Here is a 19,182-nt window from a genome sequence, read left to right on the forward strand (position 1 = left end):
CATAGCAAAATTACGCTTGACCGAGCGAAGCGGCACTGCCTAAAGTTACGTCCGTCGCAAAATTACTCCGAGTGAACGGAACTGGATGCGCAAGCTCACCTATTTCGTCGGCAGCAGCATCGACGGCTTCATCGCCGCCCCTGACGGCGGCTTCGACTTCCTCATGGCGCACGTCACCGAGGACTACCTCCCGCACCTGGCCGCCGAGTACGCGGACACCCTCCCGACCGCGGGCCGCGCCGCCCTCGGTGTCGCGGACGGGCCCAACACCCGCTTCGACACCGTTCTCATGGGCCGCGCCACCTACGCCCAAGGCCTGTCCGCAGGCCTCACCAGCCCGTACGCCCACCTGCGGCAGATCGTGCTCTCCCGCTCGCTCACCACCAGCCCGGACCCTGCCGTCGAGGTGACCGCCGACGACCCGGTCGCCCTGGTCCGCAAGCTCAAGCAGGAGGACGGGCTCGGGATCTGGCTCTGCGGCGGCGCCGACCTGGCCGGCCGGCTGCTGCCCGAGATCGACGAGCTGATCGTCAAGCAGTACCCGGTCGTGGCCGGCAGCGGCATCCCGCTCTTCCGCGCCGACTTCTCGCCGCACACCTTCCGCCTCACGGACAGCCGCGTGTTCGAAGGCGGCAACCTCATCCTCAGCTACACGAAGACCTCCGACGACAGCAGCACCGACTGAACCGAGGAACCCGCCATGCTCGTGATCACCCCCACCGCCGAGAACGTCACCGTGTCGCCGAACGCCCGTATGACCGGCCTGGCGGCTCCCAGCCGGGGCAGTGCGGAACTCAGTACCTGGACCGTCGCGATGGAGGCCGGCCAGAGCGGCCCCGAGCACTCCGTCAGCCGTGAACAGGTCTGGACGGTGACCTCGGGCGCCCTCGAGGTCACCTGCAAAGGTCGCACCGAGAGGATCGAAGCCGGCCAGACGCTCGTCCTGCCGCCGCAGGCGCTCCGGCAGGTCCACGCCGCGCAGGCGGCCGAGGCCCACGTCGCCATGCGCGCGGACGGAGTGGTCTGCGTGCCCGGCACCGAAGGCACCCGCGTGCTGCCCTGGGCCCGGTGACGGCCGCCGCCGGACCGGCCACTCGTCGCACGTCCGCCGCCGGCGGGAGTGCTTGAGGAGTATTTGAAGGATGCTCGATCCGAGCCCCGAAGACTGTCCGTACCGAGTACGGACTCCCTGGAGGCTTGGATCATGACCGTCGAGATGGTGTCCACTGCCGAACGTACGCTCCAGGGCCGGGAGTTCGCGGCCCTGTACGCGGAGGTGCAGCAGTTCTACGCCCTCCAGATGCAGATCCTGGACGTGCACGACACCGAGCGCTGGGCGGGCACCTTCACCGAGGACGCCGTCGTCGAACTGCCTTCCCTGCACCGGCCGGTGCCGGCCCGCGCCGGGCTCGCCCGCTACGAGCGCGCCGGCGCGGCCGCGCAGCGGCGGGCCGGCAGCCCCCTCAGCCACTGGGTCGGGATGCTCGACGTCCGGCCCCGGGCGGACGGGTCGCTGCACACCCGCTGCTCGGCCCTGGTGTGCGCCACGCCGACCGGAGGCAGCTCCAAGGTCCTGTACGTGTGCGTCATGGAGGACGTCCTCGTCCGCAGCCGCGGCGAGTGGCGCATCGCGCACCGCCGGGTGATCCGCGACGACCTGGCCTGAGCCACTGTCGTGACACGACGCCGAGGGGCCACCGCCGACCGGTGCTCCCGGGCATCGGCCGGCGGTGGCCTGCTGCGCTCGTGCGCGGCCGGCGGGACCGGCGGCGGTCCCGCCCGGAGCTCAGGACAGGCTGGTGAACGCGGCGAAGACGTCGTCGAGTTCGTGCGTGTGCACGGTGAGCGACTCCGAGGTGATCGCCGCCGCGTCGAGGACCGCGAGCACGGCCCGCAGGGTCTCGATGCCGGCGTCGGCGGGGATCTGGAGGGTGAGCGTCGCGGGGTCGCTCCACGCGTCGCCGAGGCCCGGGAGCGATCCGGCGCCGAAGGCGGCGCCGGCCCGTTCGAGCGCGATCGCATCGGCGAACCGCAGGCGGACGAGACCGTCGGGCGGACCGTTCCGGGGCGCGCCGGACGGGGGCGGAACCACCGTGAGCTCCCGAGGTGTGCGTGTCACTGGCGCTGCCCTCCCCTTCGCCCGCGTGCCGTCGCACGCTGCTGCCGCTGATCGCTCACCGCAGGATCTCCGCCTCGTCCGGGTCCGGCACGATCACCGTGCCGACCCCGTCGTCGGCGAACATCTGCAGGAGAACCGAGTGCGGGACCCGTCCGTCGATCACCCGGGCCGCACCCACGCCGCCCCGCACGGCCTGCAGGCACCCGGTCATCTTGGGCACCATGCCGTCGCTCAGCTCCGGCAGGAGCTTCTCCAGCTCGCAGGCCGTGAGCCGCTGGATGACCTCGTCACTGTGCGGCCAGCCCGCGTACAGACCCGCGACGTCCGTCAGCATGACGAGCGCCTCGGCGCGCAGCGCGGTCGCGAGCGCCGCCGCCGCGGTGTCGGCGTTGACGTTGTAGACCAGGCCGTCCTCGGCGCTGCGGGCGAGCGGCGAGACCACCGGGATCCGGCCGTCCGCCAGCAGGCTCTCCAGCGCGCCGGTGTCCACGCGGGTGATGTCGCCGACCCTGCCGACGTCCACCGGCTCCCCGTCGATCCACGGCACGTGCCGCACCGCGGTGATCGTGTCCGCGTCCTCGCCCGTCATACCGACGGCGAGAGGGCCGAAGCGGTTGATCAGCCCGACCAGTTCGCGCTGCACCTGGCCGGCGAGGACCATCCGCACCACGTCCATCGCGGCCGGCGAGGTGACGCGGAGCCCGGCTCTGAACTCGCGCTCCAGGCCCCGCCGCGCGAGCTCGGCATCGATCTGGGGGCCTCCTCCGTGCACGACCACGGGCCGCAGCCCTGCGTAGCGCAGGAAGACGATGTCGCGGGCGAAGGCCGCCGTGAGGTCCTCGTTGACCATGGCGTGGCCGCCCAGCTTGATGACGACCGTCCGGCCCTGGTGGCGGGCCAGCCACGGCAGGGCGTCGCCGATGGACTGGGCCTTGGCCATGGCCGGGTGCATGCTGGCGGTCATAGGCACGACTCCTTCTGTGGAAGACCCCGGCGACGGGCCGGGCCCCGATGGCCGGTGGACGTGCGCTCGAGAACGGCACGAAAACACTTGGCTGCGCAGCGGGCTTTTGGGATGGTGAATACATTTCGGCCCGGGCTGTGCGTGTTCCGCAATCATCGCGCGCGGACGCGGGCCAATGGAAGTCGATCCAGTCGACTCGCGCGAAAAGGCGACCGATTCTGCCACATGAGTGTGTCCAGTTTTCGGGACACGTCCTGTCGACAGGACAGTGGGCGACAGATATCGAGGGAATGGGTCCCGCAAGCCTCCACGGGGTTCCCTATCGGTGCATGATCTGGCTTGGCGGTCTCGCCAACACCATCCCACCGATGGATGATGATTCATTTTCTGTTCGAAAGTGAATCGTGGACGGCTTGAATTGGAGTGGATTGATGAGCAGCAACCCGTTCGACGACGCAGACGGCCGGTTCTACGTGCTGGTGAACGACGAGCAGCAGCACTCGCTGTGGCCCTCGTTCACCGAGGTTCCCGCCGGCTGGCGCATCGTGTTCGGCGAGGAGAGCCGCGACAAGTGCCTCACGTACGTCGAGGACAAGTGGACCGACCTGCGGCCGCAGAGCCTGCGGGACGCGATGGTCGCCGACGCCGCGTGAGCTGACCGGGCACGGCCCGGAACCGCCGTGGGGTGTGCCCCGGTGCTGCAGCCGCAGCACCGGGGCACACCCCACGGTGTGCTGCCTCAGGCGGCCGAGGACGCTTCCGCCACGGAGTGGTTGAGGTCCAGCTCCCGCTCGGTGCGCCGCAGCACGATCGAATCGGCGATCTCGCCGCTGCGCACCGCGATGTTCGACAGCAGGGACGACGACATGCCGTGCGTGTGCTCGGTGCCGCCCTGCAGATAGACGCCGCAGGTCAGTCCCGATGCGGTGACCAGGCGGTAGTCGCGTTCCACCCGGTGCCTGCCCGCCGCGTCGCGCTGGAAGTGCTGGTCGAAGTCGCCGAGCAGACGGGCCGGGTCCAGGCCGTCGTAGCCGGTGGCGAACACCAGCGCGTCGACGGCCAGCTCCTCCGTCCGGTCGTCGAGCACCGAGTGCAGGACCACCCGCGCCCCGTTGCCGACGCGTTCGACCTCGGAGACCCGGGTGAGGTTGCGGAAGTGCAGCCGCTGGCTGCCGCCGCGCACCTGCTCCTCGTACGAACGCTGGTACAGGGCCCGGATGACGTCGGCGTCGACCACCGAGTAGTTGGTGTTGCGGTGGTAGCGCCAGAACGCGTCCCGTGCCCGCTCGGTGCCGAAGTAGTACTCGTCGACCGCGTCCGGGTCGAACACCTGGTTGGCGAACGGGGTGTCGTCGGCGACGGAGTAGCCGTACGACGGGATGACCGCGGAGACCTGGGCGTGCGGCAGCGAGTCGTAGAGGAACCGGGTGATCTCGGCCGCGCTCTGGCCTGCGCCGACCACCGCCACGCTCTTGAGCTCGCCGGAGGCCTGGGAGTTGAACTTGCTCAGGAACTCCGAGCTGTGCCACACGCGCTCGTCGGACGTCACGCCCTCCGGCAGGCGCGGCACCAGGCCCGTCGAGATGGTCACGTTGCGCGCGGTGACCACGCTGGTGGTGCCGTCACCGCCGCGCACCTCGATCTCGAGGAGGTTGGGCGTCTGCGATCCGGCCTCGGCGACGGGCCGGATCGAGGTGACCTCGGCGCCGTAGGTGACCTTGTCGCGGAGGCCGGCGGCCGCCCACTCCAGGTACTGGTGGAATTCGTGCCGGGTCGGGAAGAAGTCCTGGTTGTTCACGAACTGCACCAGCCGGTTGGAGGCGTGCAGATACGAGATGAAGCTGAACCGGGACATCGGATTCCTGAAGGTCGCGAGGTCCTTGAGGAATGAAATCTGCATGGTCGTCGACGGCAGCAGCATGTTCCGGTGCCAGCCGAACGAGGGCTGTCGCTCGAAGAAATGGGACTTGACCGGATGCTGCGGAGCGCTCGCCCCGTGCTCCTCCAAGGCGATCGCGAGCGACATGTTGGACGGGCCGAACCCGATACCGACCACGTCGTAGATCTCTTGGTTGCGCCTGCCAGTTATGCCCATAGAAATTTCTCCCGCTTGCGTCTGGAAAACTCGGCCGGTGGCCCGAGAGACCGTTCTGCAGTGTTGCTCCCGAGAGTATCTCAAGGCAACTTGAAGACGGCCTGAAGACTGTTTTGAGGGCTTCTCGAGTTGCTCGATTATCCGAAGGCTTTGTCCTGTCGACGGGACGGCGATATGGTCGGCGCGGATTATCAAGATCTCCGCGTGACGCGGCCGGTGGCAGTTTGCCCACGTGTCCTGTGTCCGGAGTAATGCGATCAGTCATGCCCTGAGCCAGGGTCATGCCCTGAGCCAATTGTTGAAAGGGTGTATCCGAATGTTCGTGCCCAGCTCTTACCGCGAACCGGACAGTTCGTGGATGGTGGACCTGATCCGTGGTAATCCATTGGCGCTCGCGGTGGCCAATGGCAGCCCCGAGGACGGTCCGTTCGCCACGCACCTCCCGGTCATCTTCGACCCCGAGACGTCCGGCGACTGGTCCGGCGAGCTGCCGGGCGCCACCCTGCTCGGACACATGAACCGGGCCAACCCGCACTGGTCGGCGCTGGAGACGGGCGGCGTCCTGCTGCTGACGTTCACCGGCCCGCACACCTACGTGTCGCCCACGGTGTACGAGAAGACGCCGGCCGCTCCGACCTGGAACTTCACCGCGGTGCACGTCCGGGGCGTGGTGGAGAAGATCGAGTCGATGGACGAGACGCTGAACGTGGTCGAGTCCACCGTGCGCGCCTTCGAGGGGGCGTTCGGCAACGGCTGGGACATGACCGAGTCGCTCGACTACTTCCGCAAGATCGCGCCGGCCGTGGGGGCCTTCCGGTTCACGGTGACCGGGGCCGAGGGCATGTTCAAGCTCAGCCAGGAGCAGCCGGACGAGGTCCGCGAGCGGGTGCGGGAGTCGTTCGGGCAGAGCGCGTGCACGTACAAGCGCGAGACCGCCGGGCTGATGAGCCGGCTGTCCTGACGCGCCGAAGGCTTCGGCGGCGGGGACTCAGGCGCTGACGGCCACGGGCCGGGTCTGCTCGGCGAGGTCGTCCAGGGCGCTCGCGGCGGCGCTGTCCAGCGTGGTCATCACCCACTGCTCGAAGTCGACGCCCAGCTGCTCCGCGGCCTTGTGCCACCACTGGACACGGCTGCCGGGGACCTCCAGACGGCGGCTCGGCTCGGTGGGAGTGCGGGGCAGCTGCTCGCCCTGGCGCGTGGCGCGGATGGCGTTGCGCAGCTGCTTGGTGGTCCACTGCCCCTGCTCGGCGCGGTCGAGCCAGCGGTCCTGGTCCTCGACCGGCATGGAGGCCAGCTCGGCGTGGTGCTGGAAGCTCAGGGTGGGCCGCCGCCGGGTGAAGTCGAAGCGTCTCGCGACCCATGCGTAGTTGCGCAGGGTCTGGTACGAGAGGCCGACGGCCTGTATCCCGCGCTGGTACCGGTCGGTGTAGTGGTCCTTGCCGTACCTCAGCCAGTCGCCCAGCCACCACGAGGACGAGTCGAGGACGCCGGCGAGCTGGCGCCCGGCCCGCTCCCACTCGTCGTAGGCCATCCCCGTCGGCATCTGCAGCCCCACCTTGGTCGTCAGCACCTGGCCCCGGCGCGGCGCGGCCCCCGCACTGCGCGGCTGTCGTGCCGGGGGCTGCGGGGGAGCGGCTGCCGGGCCGCCATGCGGCCCTGCGGTTAGACCGGCCTGACGTGCCATCATGCCTCCATCAGAAGGGTGTACATAACCGGCGAGAAGTTTCGCGGCGGGGGCTGGAGCGGTACCGGAGCGGCGTTCGAACGACCGCACGGCTGTCCCGTCGACAGGACGACGCGCGACCGCGTTTCCCGCCCCGACCGGAATTCAATGCCGGCCATGGTTTCATTCCCGCCCGAGTTGCTGCTGCGGGACGCCAATGAGCCTGATTTTGCGCGTAATTCGGCCGCCCGAATGTCGAAAAAGAACCAGTGGGCAGGTATTTTCATGCCGTGGTTCGACTTCGCCGGAGGACCGCACAAGTACCGCATCAGCGAAATTCAGACGACCTTCAGGACGGGGAATGACGATGACGATACGGAAGAGACCAAAGGCCGGTGTGGTCGGTCTGGCGGCACTCGCGATCATGGCCACCGCCTTCACGGGTCCCGCCCAGGCGGCGGAGGACACGGCCCCCAAGGCGGCCGAGCACCAGGCGACGCAGCGCGCGATCGACGCGGCCGTTGCGGCCGGCATCCCCGGCATCACGGTCGAAGCGCGGGATGCCAACGGGGTCTGGAAGTCGGCGTCGGGCGTGGGCAACCTGAACACGGGTGCGCCGCGCGGCAAGAACGACCGGTTCCGTGTCGGGCACGTCACCGCCACCTTCGTGGCGACGGTCCTCCTCCAGATGGAGGCGGAGAAGAAGCTCAGCCTCGACGACACCGTGGAGCGCCATCTGCCGGGCCTGGTGACGGGCAACGGCAACGACGGCCGCGCGATCACCGTACGACAGCTGCTCAACCACACCAGCGGCCTGTACGACTACTTCGCCGACGGCGACTACGTCTCGACGTACGTCCTGGGCGACGGCTACCTCCAGCACCGGTACGAGACCATGCCCCACAAGAAGCGCGTGGAGGTGGCGCTCTCGCACGCGCCGGCGTTCCAGCCCGGCGCCAGGCACGGGTTCTCCAACACCAACGACATCCTGTCCGCGATGATCGTCGAGAAGGTCGGCGGCAAGCGGTACGAGGACGAGGTGCGCAAGCGCATCATCGAACCCCTCGGGCTCACGGCGACGTCCACCCCCGGCAACGGCATCAACCTGCCCCAGCCGAGCAGCCGCGCCTACTCCAAGCTCTTCTTCCAGACGCAGCCGGACAAGATCGACGACGTCACCGAGGTCAACGGGTCGCAGGCCTGGGGCAACCTCGACATCATCTCCAGCGCAGCCGATCTGAACCGGTTCTACAGCGCCCTGATGCGCGGGAGGCTGCTGCCGCCGAAGCAGCTGGCGGAGATGAAGACGACCGTCGTCAACCCCGACTTCCCGCTCTCGTCCTACGGCCTCGGCCTCGAACGGCTGACGCTGGGCTGCGGCACCACCATCTGGTACCGCGACGGAGGCACCGTGGGCTGGCTCTCCCTGGTCGCCACCACCGAGGACGCCGGCCACCAGCTCACGTTCAACTACAACAGCGACTGGCGACCGGACGACATCCTCACCATCCTCAACGCCGAGTACTGCGGCGCGTCCTGACGCTGACGCCGAGGCGGGTCGCAAGAGCGCCCTCCCCGACCGCGACACCCGGTGACACCAGGACGCCGGCCCGCACGACGAGCCGTCGGCGCGTGCGGGCCCGGCACCGGTGAGCCGTGCCTTCGAGCCGCAATCAATTCCGAGGCTGTCGTATGTACGGCAAACGCGATGGGTGACAGGCCCGGATCGCGTGAGAAGGACATGTGTGTCACACCGGGAGGGTTCATGACAGTGCGAGCAGCCGTGGCGGGGGCGAGTGGATATGCGGGGGGCGAGCTCCTACGCCTGCTCCTGGCCCACCCCGAAGTGGAGATCGGCGCTCTGACCGGGCATTCCAGCGCGGGACAGCGCCTCGGCGCGCTGCAGCCGCACCTGGCTCCGCTGGCCGGTCGGGAGCTACAGCCCACCACTGCGGACGTCCTCAAGGGGCACGACGTCGTCTTCCTCGCCCTGCCGCACGGCCAGTCCGCCGCCGTCGCAGAGCAGTTGGGCGACGAGACGCTCGTCATCGACTGCGGCGCGGACTTCCGCCTCGCGGACGCGGCCGACTGGGAGAGGTTCTACGGCACGCCGCACGCGGGCACCTGGCCCTACGGCCTGCCCGAGCTGCCCGGAGCCCGCGCCGCACTGGCAGGGACCAAGCGCATCGCGGTCCCGGGCTGCTACCCGACCTCCGTCCTGCTGGCCCTGTTCCCCGCGTACGCGGCGGGACTGGCCGAACCCGAGGCGGTGGTCGTCGCGGCGTCCGGCACGTCCGGCGCCGGCAAGGCGCCCAAGGCGGACCTGCTCGGCAGCGAGGTCATGGGCTCCATGCGGCCGTACGGCGTGGGCGGCGGCCACCGGCACACGCCCGAGATGGTGCAGTACCTCAGCGCCGCGGCGGGTCACCGGGTCGCCGTCTCCTTCACCCCGACCCTGGCCCCCATGCCGCGCGGCATCCTCGCCACCTGCTCCGCCGCGGCGCGGCCCGGGGTCGGCGCGGACGACGTACGGGCCGCGTACGAGAAGGCGCTGGCCGACGAGCCCTTCGTACGGCTGCTGCCCGAGGGGCAGTGGCCCAGCACCGCCGCCGTGTACGGATCGAACGCCGCGCAGATCCAGGTCGCCCTCGACCCGGCGGTCGGCCGGATCATCGCGATCAGCGCCATCGACAACCTCACCAAGGGCACCGCGGGCGGTGCCGTCCAGAGCATGAACGCCGCCTTCGGCCTGCCCGAGGGCCTGGGGCTTTCCACCATCGGAGTCGCACCGTGAGCTGGGGGCACCTCCCAGCGGCAGCTGGGGCAACACCCGCAGCTGCCGGGCCGCAGACGACGACAGTCGCACCTCTGCGCTGCACGGGCGGCAGTGACTTCAGCCGCAACCGCGGCGGGGCGAACAAGGAGATGTAGTGAGCGTCACCGCAGCACGAGGCTTCACGGCGGCGGGCATCGCCGCAGGAATCAAGCAGAACGGCAACCGAGACCTGGCTCTCGTCGTCAACAACGGGCCGCGCTGCGCCGCGGCCGGCGTCTTCACCTCCAACCGGGTGCAGGCCGCCCCCGTCCAGTGGTCCCGGCAGATACTCGCCGACGGCAAGATCCGCGCCGTCGTGCTCAACTCCGGCGGCGCCAACGCCTGCACCGGGCCGCAGGGCTTCCAGGATACGTACGCCACCGCCGAGAAGGCCGCCGGGCAGCTCGGCCTGGAGGCGGCGGACGTGGCGGTCTGCTCCACCGGGCTCATCGGCGTGCCGCTGCCCATGGACCGCATCCTGGCCGGCGTCGAGAGCGCCGTCACCCGGCTGTCCGAGTCCGGCGGCGAGGACGCGGCGGTCGCCGTCATGACCACCGACACGGTGCACAAGACGGCCGCCGTCACCCGGGGCGAGTGGACCGTCGGCGGCATGGCCAAGGGCGCCGGGATGCTCGCCCCCGGCCTGGCCACCATGCTCGTCGTGCTCACCACGGACGCCGCCCTGGACAGCGCGGTCCTGGACCGGGCGCTGCGGGACGCCACCCGCTCCACCTTCGACCGGGTCGACTCCGACGGTTGCATGTCCACCAACGACACCGTGCTGCTGCTCTCCTCCGGGGCATCCGAAGTCACCCCGGATTACGCCGAGTTCGCGCAGGCCGTGCACGCGGTCTGCGCCGATCTGGCGCGGCAGCTCATCGGGGACGCCGAGGGCGCCAGCAAGGAGATCCGCATCGAGGTCGTGGGCGCCGCGAGCGAGGACGACGCCGTGGAGGTGGGCCGCTCGGTCGCCCGCAACAACCTCCTCAAGTGCGCCATCCACGGCGAGGACCCCAACTGGGGCCGCGTCCTGTCCGCCATCGGCACCACCTCCGCCGCCTTCGAGCCCGACCGGCTGGGCGTCGCCATCAACGGCGTCTGGGTCTGCAAGAACGGATCGGTGGGCGAGGACCGCACGCTCGTGGACATGACCGGCCGCGAAGTCGGGATCACCGTGGACCTGGCCGCGGGCGCGGAATCCGCCGTCATCTGGGCCAACGACCTCACCGCCGAGTACGTCCACGAGAACAGCGAGTACGCCTCATGAGCGCTTCCGCGTCTCATGAGATCTGCCCGTACGCAGTGAACAACGACGTGAGCTTCGAGGGAGCGACGGCATGAGCAACGGCGCGGACATGGCGGACCTGACCGGGGCGGGCAACGCGGCGCTGACCCGCCGCTGGCAGGGCGCCATGATGGACAACTTCGGCACCCCCCTGCTGCCCCTGGTCCGGGGCGCGGGCACCCGGGTCTGGGACGCGGAGGGCAACGAGTACCTCGACTTCGTCGGCGGCATCGCGGTCAACTCGCTCGGCCACGCGCACCCCGCGGTCGTACGGGCCGTGTCCGAGCAGATCGCCTCACTCGGACACGTCTCGAACCTCTTCATGGCAGAACCGACCGTGCGCCTCGCCGAGCGCCTGCTGCAGCTCGCCGGGCGCCAGGGCCGGGTCTACTTCTCCAACTCCGGCGCCGAGGCCAACGAGGCGGCCTTCAAGATCGGCCGGCTCACCGGCCGCACGCACATGGTGTCGGCCGTCGGAGGCTTCCACGGCCGCACCATGGGGGCCCTTGCCCTCACCGGCCAGCCGGCCAAGCAGCGCCCCTTCCACCCGCTGCCGGGCGACGTCAGCCACGTGCCGTTCGGGGACGTGGAGGCCTTGCGCGCCGCCGTCACCCCGCACACCGCGCTGCTGATGCTGGAACCCCTGCAGGGCGAGAACGGCGTGGTCGTACCTCCGCCCGGCTACCTGCGGGCCGCCCGCGAGATCACCGCAGCGACCGGCACCCTCCTCGTCCTGGACGAGATCCAGACCGGCATCGGGCGCACGGGCCGCTGGTTCGCGGCCGAGGCCGAAGGCGTCGAGGCGGACGTCGTCACCCTCGCCAAGGGCCTGGGCGGCGGACTGCCCATCGGCGCGACGCTCGCCTTCGGCGCGGCCGCGCAGCTGCTCACGCCAGGCGCACACGGCTCGACCTTCAGCGGGAACCCCGTGGTGTGCGCGGGCGCCCTCGCCGTACTGGACACCATCGAGCGGACGGGCATCCTCGACCACGTGACCTGGACGGGGGAACGGCTGCGGCGCGGCCTGGAGACCCTGGACCACCCGCTGATGCGCGAGGTCCGCGGCGCCGGCCTGCTGCTGGGCGTCGTGCTCAACGGGGAGTTCGCGGCGCAGGTGCAGCAGGCGGCCCAGGACAAGGGCCTCCTGGTGAACGCGGTGATGCCGGACGTCATCCGGCTCGCCCCGCCGCTGAACGTGTCGGACCGTGAGGTGGACACGTTCCTCGACGGTTTCCGGGCGGCCCTGTCCGAAGCCCTCGGCGAGGTGCTGACGGCGGCCTGACCGCCCGCGGTCCACCACCTAGGCGAGCACCGCGCCGGCGGTCAACCGCGGCGCGGTGCTCGCCGTCAGCTCGTTGAAGCGGCACAGCAGTCGGTTCTGCTCCTGTTGCAGCCGCTCGATGCGGCGGTGCAGGCGGGCGATCTCCTCGCACAGGGGGAGCACCGCGTCGTCGGCCGTCGCGTCCGTCTGCGCGGGCGCCGCCGCGGCGAGGGCCGGGTCGTGGTGGAGGATCGCCTCCATCAGGCCGCGCAGAGCGGGGCCCGGCTCGACACCGAGTTCGTGGACCAGGCGGTTGCGCGCCCGTTCGTACACGCGGAGCGCCTCCGCCTGCCGGCCGCAGCGGTACAGGGCGACCATCAGCAGGTCGTAGAACCTCTCCCGCACGGGGTGATCGGTGGTGAGCTCCACCAGCTCGCCCGTGATCTCGCCGTGGCGCCCGGTACGCAGGTACGCGTCGTACATCATCTCCAGCGCGGTCAGCCGGTGCTCCTCGAGCTGGGCCGCCTTGCCCGCGCAGATGTCGCCCAGCACGCTGCCCTCCAGAGCCGGGCCGCGCCACAGGGACAGCGCCCGGCGCAGCAGCTCACCGGCATGGTCCGGGTCGGCGGGCAGGATCCGCCGGGCCTCGTCGGTCAGGTGCTGGAAGCGTGCGGCGTCCGTCTCGACGGGCGCGAGCTGCAGGGTGTAGCCGCGTGAGGTGGTCACGATCCACGGGTGCTGTGCGTGCTGTTCGTGCGGTGTGACGCTCCGGCCCTCCAGGCCGGACAGCAGCCGGCGCAGCCGGGCCACGTGGAGCTGCAGCGCGTTCGCCGCGTTGGCGGGCGGGTGCTCGCCCCACAGCTCGTCGATGAGCCGCTGCACGGAGACGTTGTGCCCGGCCTTCACCACCAGCGCACCCAGCAGTGCACGCTGTTTGGCACCTGTGGGAACGATCCGCAGACCGGTCCGTTCGTCCTGGACTTCCACGAGACCGAGCAGGCGGAACTCCATCTCATCCCCTCACACACGCTGGCATCTCAGTCAGTTGCAGGAGTCGGGCGGCCACGCGTCGGCGGTGCGCCGAAGGATTCAGGAGGAGCGGATCGCGCCCGCCGCGGCGAGCGCGGTGGTCGCGTCCCGTTCGATCTGCCGCAGCAGCGGCCCGGGATCGTCCTGGAAGTAGAAGTGACCGCCGTCGAAGACGCGCAGGCCCAGAAAGTGCTCGGTGTGCTCTTCCCAGCCGGTCATCCGCGCCGGTGAGGCGGAGTGGTCCTCGCCGCCCGCGTAGGCGGACAGCGCCACGGGCAGCGGACCGGTGCCGGGATCGGGGCGCCAGGTCTCCACCAGGCGCAGGTCGGCCCGGATGACCGGCTCGAACAGGGCCCACAGGTCGGGGTCGTCGAAGACCGCGTCGGGTGTGCCGCCGAGCAGCTTCAGGCGGGTCCGCAGCTCGGCGTCGGGCAGCTGGTGGTACCGGTTCTTCGGCCCTGACAGCTGCGGTGCGGTCCGTGCGGAGACACCGATCCACACCGGCAGCGGCAGGCCCCGGTCGACGGCCCGCCGGGTGATCTCGTACGTGAGGAGGGCGCCCATGCTGTGCCCGAATAGGGCGTAGGGGCTGCCCGTCAGCCCGGGCTCGATGATGCTCAGCAGGTGGTCGGCGAGGCGGCCGGCGTCCGCGATCTGCGGCTGGTCGAGGAGGAGCCCGTGGCCGGGGGCGTCGAGCAGCGTCACGTCCCACGTGTCCGGCAGTTCGGCGGGCCAGTGGCGGTACAGCAGGTGCGAGCCCCCCGCGTGGTGCAGGACGAACAGGCGCAAGGCAGGTCGTGTGCCGTCCATCTCTCTCCCTCCGATCGGCCGCGAGTCCTCGGACCATAGAGCGCTGCGAGACCGGCAGGGCGCGGGCGCCACTCCGGCTCTGCCGCCGGTGTGGCGGCTCTCGAGCGATCCTCCGGCGGCGCGGCGCGGATGGGGGACGGGGCGCATCGGGGAAGGCGCGGGCGTACGTCGGGAGTGGCCTGAAATCCAGCGCCCGACTGCGGCGGGGTCCGTGCGGATCTCGAGCGGTTCGCCATCGTGAGCGGCGAAGACCGGCCCGAAGGTGCGCGCAGAGCTCCGCCGCCCGGCCGCTCGAGCGGACCTTGACCGGGTCTCAAAAGGGCCGTGGCTACAGTGGCGGCAAGTCGGCTACCGGCAACGCGGGCAGCCAAGCCCGTACGACGACCACGGCCCAACCGAGACGGCCGGGGTCCCGCGCCACCGCTCGAACCGGAGCGGACAGCGGACGGGCCGATCGGCTGCCGTACGTTCTCATCCCAGGAACGTGAGGCAGCCGGTCTCCCAGGAATCCAGTGGCGTGCAGAGGACGACCGGGAGGTCGGCCGGCCTGCCGCCCTGGTACCGCTCACGGCCGAGTCCTTACGGTCACGCGGCAACGCCGGGGTCGCCACGATGCCGGCTGTCCTGCCGACCGGACAGAGCCGATCGGTGAACCCGCGCCCGGGTCATCTCCGACTCCGAGTCACCCCATGACAGTTAAGGACGGTGCCACTTGAGCACGAACCCCTTCGACGACGAGAACGGCCGCTTCCACGTCGTCGTCAACGACGAGGAGCAGCACTCCCTGTGGCCCGCGTTCGCCGAGGTGCCCGCCGGCTGGCGGGTGGTCTTCGGTGAGGCGGCCAGGTCCGAGTGCCTGCAGTACGTCGAGCAGAACTGGACCGACCTGCGCCCCAAGAGCCTGCGCGAGGCCATGGCGGCGGGCTGAGCGCCGCTCGGATGCTCGTAGGCCGGCCGCGGGGGAACGACAGCGACCGCCGCCCGGGTGCTCGCTCGAGCGACCCGTGTACGCCCAGGCAAACACTCTGAGTGGGGAGATGAAGGTTGTGAGCGGCGCTGTGAGGACCGCCAGCAGATACAAGGCGGGGCCGGTGGGCAACAGCGGTGAGCCCGCGCAACGCGATGGGGTCCTGTCGTTCGTGGGGTCGCAGGCCACGGTGCAGAAGTCGGGGATGGTCTTCCCGGACAACCTGTCGGAGCGGTCCTGGGAGCAGATCGGGACCAACCTGCGCGAGCTCGTGAACTCCTCCGCCTGGTGGCTCGCCGACTGGATGAACTACGGGGAGTCCAGCTACGGGTGGCGGCGGTACAAGGAGGCGATCGAGCGCACGGGCCTCGACTACCAGACCTTGCGCAACTACGCCTGGGTGGGCCGGCGGTTCGAGCACCACCGCAGGCGGGACGGCCTCAGCTTCGCCCACCACGCAGAGGTGGCCCGCCTGTCGCCGCCGGAGCAGGACTACTGGCTGCGCAAGGCCGAGCAGCAGAAGTGGTCGCGCAACGAACTCCGCAGGTCGGTCCGCGCCAGCCTGGCCGTGCAGAGCGACACGACCGAGGTCCCCGCGGGCAGCGGCGACGAGAAGCAAGAGGTACCCCGGCTGGCCGACTCGGCGGCCGCCGAGAAGCGCCGGCAGAAGCGCACCACGCTCACCATCGAGCTGTCCGCCGGCCAGCTGGAGTACTACGCGAAGACGGCTGCCGCGCACGGTCTGACCGTTGACAAGTGGGTGGCCCAGCTGCTCGAGACCGCCGAGCGCCGGACCGCCTAGAGGCGCATCGCCCCCACGTGCCGGCCACCGCCCGTTCCCGGCGGTGTGCCGGCGGCTCGTCCGACCGGACACCTCTCACATCGGAGTCAGTTGATGATCCTTCAGGGAAAGCGGGTCGCCCTGCCCGCGGCGCCCGTCGTCCACAAGCAGTTCGAGGCGAACGTGGCCGCGGCGCCCGACGCCGTCGCCGTCTTCTGGGCCGGCCAGGAGCTGACGTACGCAGAGCTGGACGTGAAGGCGAATCGATTCGCCCACTTCCTCGGCGAGCGCGGACACGGCCGGGGCGCGAAGGTCGGCGTCTGTCTCGACTACTCGATCGACATGCTCGTCGCCATCCTCGGCACCCTGAAGGCAGGCGCGGCCTACGTGCCGTTCGACCCGGCCTACCCTGCGGCCAGGCTCCAGCTGCTGCTGGGCCAGGTGCCCGACCTCGCCCTGATCGTCGCCTCCCCGGCCACGGCCGACATGGTCGAGTCGGCGGACGTCGACGTCATCGACCTCGAGCAGCTCGCCGACGGCCTGGCGGCCCTCCCGGCGACCGCTCCCGACGTCGCCGTCACCGGCGACGACATCTGCTACGCGGTCTTCACCTCCGGCTCGACCGGTACGCCCAAGCTGACCGCGGTGCGGCACGAGGGCTGGTTCAACCTGATGAACTGGCTGAAGCTCGAGTACGGCCTGCACAGCGGGTCGAACCACCTGGTCGTCAGCGCCTTCGGGTTCGACCTGTCCCAGCGCAGCCTGATGACCCCGCTGTTCGTCGGCGCCACCCAGAACCTGATGGCGACCCGGAACTTCGACGCCATGATGGCCTACCGCCTGCTCCGCGAGCGCGACATCCGCGTGGTGCACTGCGCCTCCAGCACCCTGTACCTGCTGGTGGACTGGGAGACCGCACGCGGCGGCGACGTCCTCGCCAAGCTCGACTACGTGCTCTTCGGCGGCGAGGCCCTGAAGGTCCAGCGGCTCACGGACTGGGCGCGGCGCGAGGGCAACACCTGCACCCTCCTGCACCAGTACGGCGTCGCCGAGTGCACGGACGTCGCGACCTCGTACGACCTGGCCGCCTACCGGCCCGGCGAGCACGACGTCCCGCCGGTCGGCAGGCCGGCCTACAACACCGACATCCACCTCGTCGACGAGGACCTGCGCGGTGTCGCGCCGGGGGAGCAGGGCGAGATCTGCATCTCCGGTGCCAGTGTCGGCGCGGGCTACCTCAACAACGGTCCCGAGAACGCCAAGTTCACGACCATCGAGGTCGACGGGGAGCCGCTGCGGGTCTACCGCACGGGCGACCGCGGCCACGTGAACGAGGCGGGCGAGCTCATCGTGCTCGGCCGGATCGACGCCCAGGTGAAGGTGCGCGGCATGCGCATCGACCCCACCGACATCGAGCGCGCGCTCGCCCGGCTGGCCGGAGTCCGCGAGGCCGCCGTGGCCATCACGTACACCGACGCCGGCGAGGCCGAGCTGATCGCGTTCATCGTCCCGGCGGGGGACGAGCCCGCCGAGGACGCCCTGCGCGCCGGCCTGCTGGAGACGCTGCCGCGCAACATGGTGCCGGCCAAATTCGTGAACGTCCCGCTGCTTCCGCTCAGCCCGCACGGGAAAGTCGACCGCGTCGCGCTGGTCGATGCATACCGGAAGCAGTTCGCCGACAGCGGCATTGCCGCATAGTCGACGGACTTTGATGACAACCGAGAGGGCTGTGATGATTGCCGACAGCGTGCGCGCCATTTGGTGCCGGGAACTCCAGCACGACGACATATCGGTCGACGACGATTTCTTCGCCCTGGGTGGCCAGTCCCTGATCATGGTCAGGATTCAGGGTGCCTTTATGGACGAGCTGGGCGTCGAGGTCCCGATGGACCAGATGTTCCTCAACTCGACGGTGGCGTCGATTTCCAAGTACATCGAATCCCTGGGTGCACCGACCCGGTAGCTGCAGGCGTGGTCGATGCCCTGCCGTGTCTCGCCGGCGAGACACGGCGCGGCATCGGCGTGTGTTCCCGGCACTGTTTCTATTTATCCCGCTAGTCCGTATCGGCTAGCATCGAATTTATGCTCTGCGGCGGTTATTCGGTCCGCTGCGTCGATAGCGCGCTCAATCACAACGGATTTCCGGTTGCTGCCGCGTTGGGTCAAAAACTACCTGGTAAGAGAGGCGGAGGCGCCATGTACGACGTGATTGTCATCGGTGCCCGTTGTGCGGGCTCGCCGACGGCCATGCTATTTGCGCAGCAGGGTTATCGAGTGCTGCTCCTGGAGAAAGCGCGATTCCCTCAGGACACGCTGTCCTCGCACTACCTGCACATGCAGGGCGTGGCGCTGCTCAACCGGTGGGGACTGCTCGACAAGCTCCGCGAGGCGGGCTGCCGGCCGATCACCAAGCAGGTCTACGAGGGCCCCGGTGTCCGCATCGAGGGCTTCTCCCTGCCGATGGACGGCCTGACCGCCACGTACGCGCCGCGGCGCTTCGTGCTCGACCCGATCCTCGCGGAGGGCGCCGTCGAGGCCGGCGTCGACTTCCAGGAGGGCTGCGCCGTCAACGACCTCCTGTTCGAGGACGGCCGGGTCGTCGGCGTGCGGTACACCACGCCCGGCGGCGCCGAGGCGACGGAACGGGCCCGCCTGGTCGTCGGTGCGGACGGCATGCGCTCGCTCGTGGCCCGCAAGGTCGGCGCGGAGAACGTCATCGAGCACCCGCGGCTGACCTGCACCTACTACAGCTACTGGGCCGGGGTCCCCTCGGACTTCGAGCTGTACGAGCAGCCGGGCCGCTGGATCGGCGTCCTGCCGACCAACAACGACCTCACGCTGCTCATGGCCTACTTCCCGCAGGCGGACTTCGGCGCGGTCCGCAAGGTTGTGGAACCCGCCTACCTCGATGCGTTCCGTACGACGGCGCCCGAGCTGTGGGAGCGCATGCAGTCGGGCGAGCGCGTGGAGCAGCTCTACGGCACCGGCCACCAGGACAACTACTTCCGCAAGGCCTACGGGCCCGGGTGGGCGCTGGTCGGCGACGCGGTGAACCACAAGGACTCCATCACCGCCCGCGGCATCACCGAGGCCTTCGTCCAGGCCCAGAACCTCACCGATTTCATCGGGGACGGCCTGCACGACGACGACAAGCTCAAGTCGGCGCTGCGGCGCTACGAGAACGAGCTGAGCAACGAAGCCCTCAACCACTACCAGGGCGCGCTCAACGTCGCCGAGCTCAAGCCCGAGGGCCGGGTCGACATGCTGCGCAAGCTGGTCGGCCACCAGGAGCACATCGACCGGTACTTCTCGACGCTGTCGGGGGCGTGCTCCATCGACGACTTCTACAACGACGAACTTTTGACCCTGCTCGACCAGAGCTGAGTGACGACT

20 protein-coding genes are annotated in these 19,182 nt (G+C 70.0%); 14 read left to right on the forward strand and 6 right to left on the reverse strand.

Going from position 1 to position 19,182, the window contains the following annotated elements; all coding sequences use genetic code 11:
* The first annotated feature begins 85 nt into the window (after nt 1-85).
* The 3 genes from ACFYXK_RS25615 to ACFYXK_RS25625 all read left to right on the forward strand — a co-directional run bounded on the left by ACFYXK_RS25615 (nt 86) and on the right by ACFYXK_RS25625 (nt 1,666).
* Complete coding sequence (locus ACFYXK_RS25615; RefSeq protein ID WP_389413211.1) at nt 86-685, forward strand: dihydrofolate reductase family protein; 600 nt, start codon at nt 86-88, stop codon at nt 683-685.
* A gap of 15 nt (nt 686-700) precedes the next feature.
* Entirely contained in the window at nt 701-1,072 is a 372-nt protein-coding gene (locus ACFYXK_RS25620) for a cupin domain-containing protein (protein WP_389413212.1), read from the forward strand.
* A gap of 132 nt (nt 1,073-1,204) precedes the next feature.
* Entirely contained in the window at nt 1,205-1,666 is a 462-nt protein-coding gene (locus tag ACFYXK_RS25625; RefSeq protein WP_389413213.1) for a nuclear transport factor 2 family protein, read from the forward strand.
* A 120-nt stretch (nt 1,667-1,786) separates the two neighbouring features.
* On the opposite strand, the gene ACFYXK_RS25630 is transcribed toward ACFYXK_RS25625, so the two are convergent.
* Together ACFYXK_RS25630 and argB are read right to left on the reverse strand one after the other, a co-directional pair.
* Nucleotides 1,787-2,119 (reverse strand): hypothetical protein, encoded by a 333-nt coding sequence (locus ACFYXK_RS25630; protein WP_389413214.1) that lies wholly within the window; start codon nt 2,117-2,119, stop codon nt 1,787-1,789.
* 55 nt (nt 2,120-2,174) lie between these two features.
* On the reverse strand, nt 2,175-3,083 hold the full coding sequence (gene argB / locus ACFYXK_RS25635) for an acetylglutamate kinase (protein WP_389413215.1): 909 nt from the start codon (nt 3,081-3,083) through the stop codon (nt 2,175-2,177).
* A 431-nt stretch (nt 3,084-3,514) separates the two neighbouring features.
* On the opposite strand from argB, the gene ACFYXK_RS25640 reads away from it, so the two are divergent.
* Entirely contained in the window at nt 3,515-3,736 is a 222-nt protein-coding gene (locus ACFYXK_RS25640; RefSeq protein WP_053788244.1) for an MbtH family protein, read from the forward strand.
* Between the two features lie 86 nt (nt 3,737-3,822).
* Here ACFYXK_RS25640 and ACFYXK_RS25645 read toward each other — a convergent pair whose 3' ends face one another.
* The gene (locus tag ACFYXK_RS25645; protein ID WP_389413216.1) at nt 3,823-5,178 is read right to left on the reverse strand and encodes a lysine N(6)-hydroxylase/L-ornithine N(5)-oxygenase family protein; all 1,356 of its coding nucleotides are present in this window, start codon (nt 5,176-5,178) and stop codon (nt 3,823-3,825) included.
* Between the two features lie 316 nt (nt 5,179-5,494).
* On the opposite strand from ACFYXK_RS25645, the gene ACFYXK_RS25650 reads away from it, so the two are divergent.
* Nucleotides 5,495-6,139 carry an FMN-binding negative transcriptional regulator gene (locus ACFYXK_RS25650; RefSeq protein ID WP_389413217.1) on the forward strand — a complete coding sequence of 215 codons (645 nt, stop codon included), beginning with the start codon at nt 5,495-5,497 and terminating at the stop codon, nt 6,137-6,139.
* 27 nt (nt 6,140-6,166) lie between these two features.
* On the opposite strand, the gene ACFYXK_RS25655 is transcribed toward ACFYXK_RS25650, so the two are convergent.
* Nucleotides 6,167-6,865, reverse strand: a complete 699-nt coding sequence (locus ACFYXK_RS25655; protein ID WP_389413218.1) for an LmbU family transcriptional regulator — start codon at nt 6,863-6,865, stop codon at nt 6,167-6,169.
* A 343-nt stretch (nt 6,866-7,208) separates the two neighbouring features.
* Here ACFYXK_RS25655 and ACFYXK_RS25660 point away from each other — a divergent pair, with 343 nt between their 5' ends.
* The 4 genes from ACFYXK_RS25660 to ACFYXK_RS25675 all read left to right on the forward strand — a co-directional run bounded on the left by ACFYXK_RS25660 (nt 7,209) and on the right by ACFYXK_RS25675 (nt 12,223).
* The gene (locus ACFYXK_RS25660; RefSeq protein ID WP_389413219.1) at nt 7,209-8,381 is read left to right on the forward strand and encodes a serine hydrolase domain-containing protein; all 1,173 of its coding nucleotides are present in this window, start codon (nt 7,209-7,211) and stop codon (nt 8,379-8,381) included.
* Between the two features lie 225 nt (nt 8,382-8,606).
* Nucleotides 8,607-9,635: an N-acetyl-gamma-glutamyl-phosphate reductase gene (argC, locus tag ACFYXK_RS25665; protein WP_389413220.1), complete on the forward strand. Its 1,029-nt coding sequence runs from the start codon at nt 8,607-8,609 to the stop codon at nt 9,633-9,635.
* A 136-nt stretch (nt 9,636-9,771) separates the two neighbouring features.
* A complete protein-coding gene (gene argJ, locus ACFYXK_RS25670; protein WP_389413221.1) occupies nt 9,772-10,923 on the forward strand; it encodes a bifunctional glutamate N-acetyltransferase/amino-acid acetyltransferase ArgJ in 1,152 nt (383 codons plus the stop codon).
* A 70-nt stretch (nt 10,924-10,993) separates the two neighbouring features.
* Nucleotides 10,994-12,223, forward strand: coding sequence for an acetylornithine transaminase (locus tag ACFYXK_RS25675; RefSeq protein WP_389413222.1), 1,230 nt, complete (start codon nt 10,994-10,996; stop codon nt 12,221-12,223).
* Nucleotides 12,224-12,241: 18 nt separating this feature from the next.
* Here ACFYXK_RS25675 and ACFYXK_RS25680 read toward each other — a convergent pair whose 3' ends face one another.
* Both ACFYXK_RS25680 and ACFYXK_RS25685 read right to left on the reverse strand, forming a co-directional pair.
* On the reverse strand, nt 12,242-13,213 hold the full coding sequence (locus ACFYXK_RS25680) for a BTAD domain-containing putative transcriptional regulator (protein WP_389413223.1): 972 nt from the start codon (nt 13,211-13,213) through the stop codon (nt 12,242-12,244).
* 78 nt (nt 13,214-13,291) lie between these two features.
* Nucleotides 13,292-14,041: a thioesterase II family protein gene (locus tag ACFYXK_RS25685; protein WP_389413224.1), complete on the reverse strand. Its 750-nt coding sequence runs from the start codon at nt 14,039-14,041 to the stop codon at nt 13,292-13,294.
* Nucleotides 14,042-14,753: 712 nt separating this feature from the next.
* Here ACFYXK_RS25685 and ACFYXK_RS25690 point away from each other — a divergent pair.
* From ACFYXK_RS25690 to ACFYXK_RS25710, 5 genes are all read left to right on the forward strand, one after another.
* Nucleotides 14,754-14,969, forward strand: coding sequence for an MbtH family protein (locus ACFYXK_RS25690; RefSeq protein ID WP_030301348.1), 216 nt, complete (start codon nt 14,754-14,756; stop codon nt 14,967-14,969).
* 163 nt (nt 14,970-15,132) lie between these two features.
* Nucleotides 15,133-15,810 carry an LmbU family transcriptional regulator gene (locus tag ACFYXK_RS25695; RefSeq protein ID WP_389413225.1) on the forward strand — a complete coding sequence of 226 codons (678 nt, stop codon included), beginning with the start codon at nt 15,133-15,135 and terminating at the stop codon, nt 15,808-15,810.
* A 93-nt stretch (nt 15,811-15,903) separates the two neighbouring features.
* The gene (locus tag ACFYXK_RS25700) at nt 15,904-17,487 is read left to right on the forward strand and encodes an amino acid adenylation domain-containing protein (RefSeq protein WP_389413226.1); all 1,584 of its coding nucleotides are present in this window, start codon (nt 15,904-15,906) and stop codon (nt 17,485-17,487) included.
* Between the two features lie 34 nt (nt 17,488-17,521).
* Nucleotides 17,522-17,752 carry an acyl carrier protein gene (locus tag ACFYXK_RS25705; protein ID WP_389413227.1) on the forward strand — a complete coding sequence of 77 codons (231 nt, stop codon included), beginning with the start codon at nt 17,522-17,524 and terminating at the stop codon, nt 17,750-17,752.
* Between the two features lie 233 nt (nt 17,753-17,985).
* Nucleotides 17,986-19,173: an NAD(P)/FAD-dependent oxidoreductase gene (locus ACFYXK_RS25710; protein ID WP_389413228.1), complete on the forward strand. Its 1,188-nt coding sequence runs from the start codon at nt 17,986-17,988 to the stop codon at nt 19,171-19,173.
* The last annotated feature ends 9 nt before the right edge of the window (nt 19,174-19,182 follow it).

This window comes from Streptomyces sp. NPDC002209 (assembly GCF_042890265.1).
Taxonomy (GTDB): Bacteria; Actinomycetota; Actinomycetes; order Streptomycetales; family Streptomycetaceae; genus Streptomyces.

What these genes read in the sequence shown, in the direction of transcription:
- ACFYXK_RS25615 (WP_389413211.1), top strand. Translation starts at nt 86, where the DNA reads ATGCGCAAGCTCACCTATTTCGTCGGCAGCAGCATCGACGGCTTCATC.
- ACFYXK_RS25620 (WP_389413212.1), top strand. Translation starts at nt 701, where the DNA reads ATGCTCGTGATCACCCCCACCGCCGAGAACGTCACCGTGTCGCCGAAC.
- ACFYXK_RS25625 (WP_389413213.1), top strand. Translation starts at nt 1,205, where the DNA reads ATGACCGTCGAGATGGTGTCCACTGCCGAACGTACGCTCCAGGGCCGG.
- argB (WP_389413215.1), bottom strand. Translation starts at nt 3,083, where the DNA reads ATGACCGCCAGCATGCACCCGGCCATGGCCAAGGCCCAGTCCATCGGC.
- ACFYXK_RS25640 (WP_053788244.1), top strand. Translation starts at nt 3,515, where the DNA reads ATGAGCAGCAACCCGTTCGACGACGCAGACGGCCGGTTCTACGTGCTG.
- ACFYXK_RS25645 (WP_389413216.1), bottom strand. Translation starts at nt 5,178, where the DNA reads ATGGGCATAACTGGCAGGCGCAACCAAGAGATCTACGACGTGGTCGGT.
- ACFYXK_RS25650 (WP_389413217.1), top strand. Translation starts at nt 5,495, where the DNA reads ATGTTCGTGCCCAGCTCTTACCGCGAACCGGACAGTTCGTGGATGGTG.
- ACFYXK_RS25655 (WP_389413218.1), bottom strand. Translation starts at nt 6,865, where the DNA reads ATGATGGCACGTCAGGCCGGTCTAACCGCAGGGCCGCATGGCGGCCCG.
- ACFYXK_RS25660 (WP_389413219.1), top strand. Translation starts at nt 7,209, where the DNA reads ATGACGATACGGAAGAGACCAAAGGCCGGTGTGGTCGGTCTGGCGGCA.
- argC (WP_389413220.1), top strand. Translation starts at nt 8,607, where the DNA reads ATGACAGTGCGAGCAGCCGTGGCGGGGGCGAGTGGATATGCGGGGGGC.
- ACFYXK_RS25675 (WP_389413222.1), top strand. Translation starts at nt 10,994, where the DNA reads ATGAGCAACGGCGCGGACATGGCGGACCTGACCGGGGCGGGCAACGCG.
- ACFYXK_RS25680 (WP_389413223.1), bottom strand. Translation starts at nt 13,213, where the DNA reads ATGGAGTTCCGCCTGCTCGGTCTCGTGGAAGTCCAGGACGAACGGACC.
- ACFYXK_RS25685 (WP_389413224.1), bottom strand. Translation starts at nt 14,041, where the DNA reads ATGGACGGCACACGACCTGCCTTGCGCCTGTTCGTCCTGCACCACGCG.
- ACFYXK_RS25700 (WP_389413226.1), top strand. Translation starts at nt 15,904, where the DNA reads ATGATCCTTCAGGGAAAGCGGGTCGCCCTGCCCGCGGCGCCCGTCGTC.
- ACFYXK_RS25705 (WP_389413227.1), top strand. Translation starts at nt 17,522, where the DNA reads ATGATTGCCGACAGCGTGCGCGCCATTTGGTGCCGGGAACTCCAGCAC.
- ACFYXK_RS25710 (WP_389413228.1), top strand. Translation starts at nt 17,986, where the DNA reads ATGTACGACGTGATTGTCATCGGTGCCCGTTGTGCGGGCTCGCCGACG.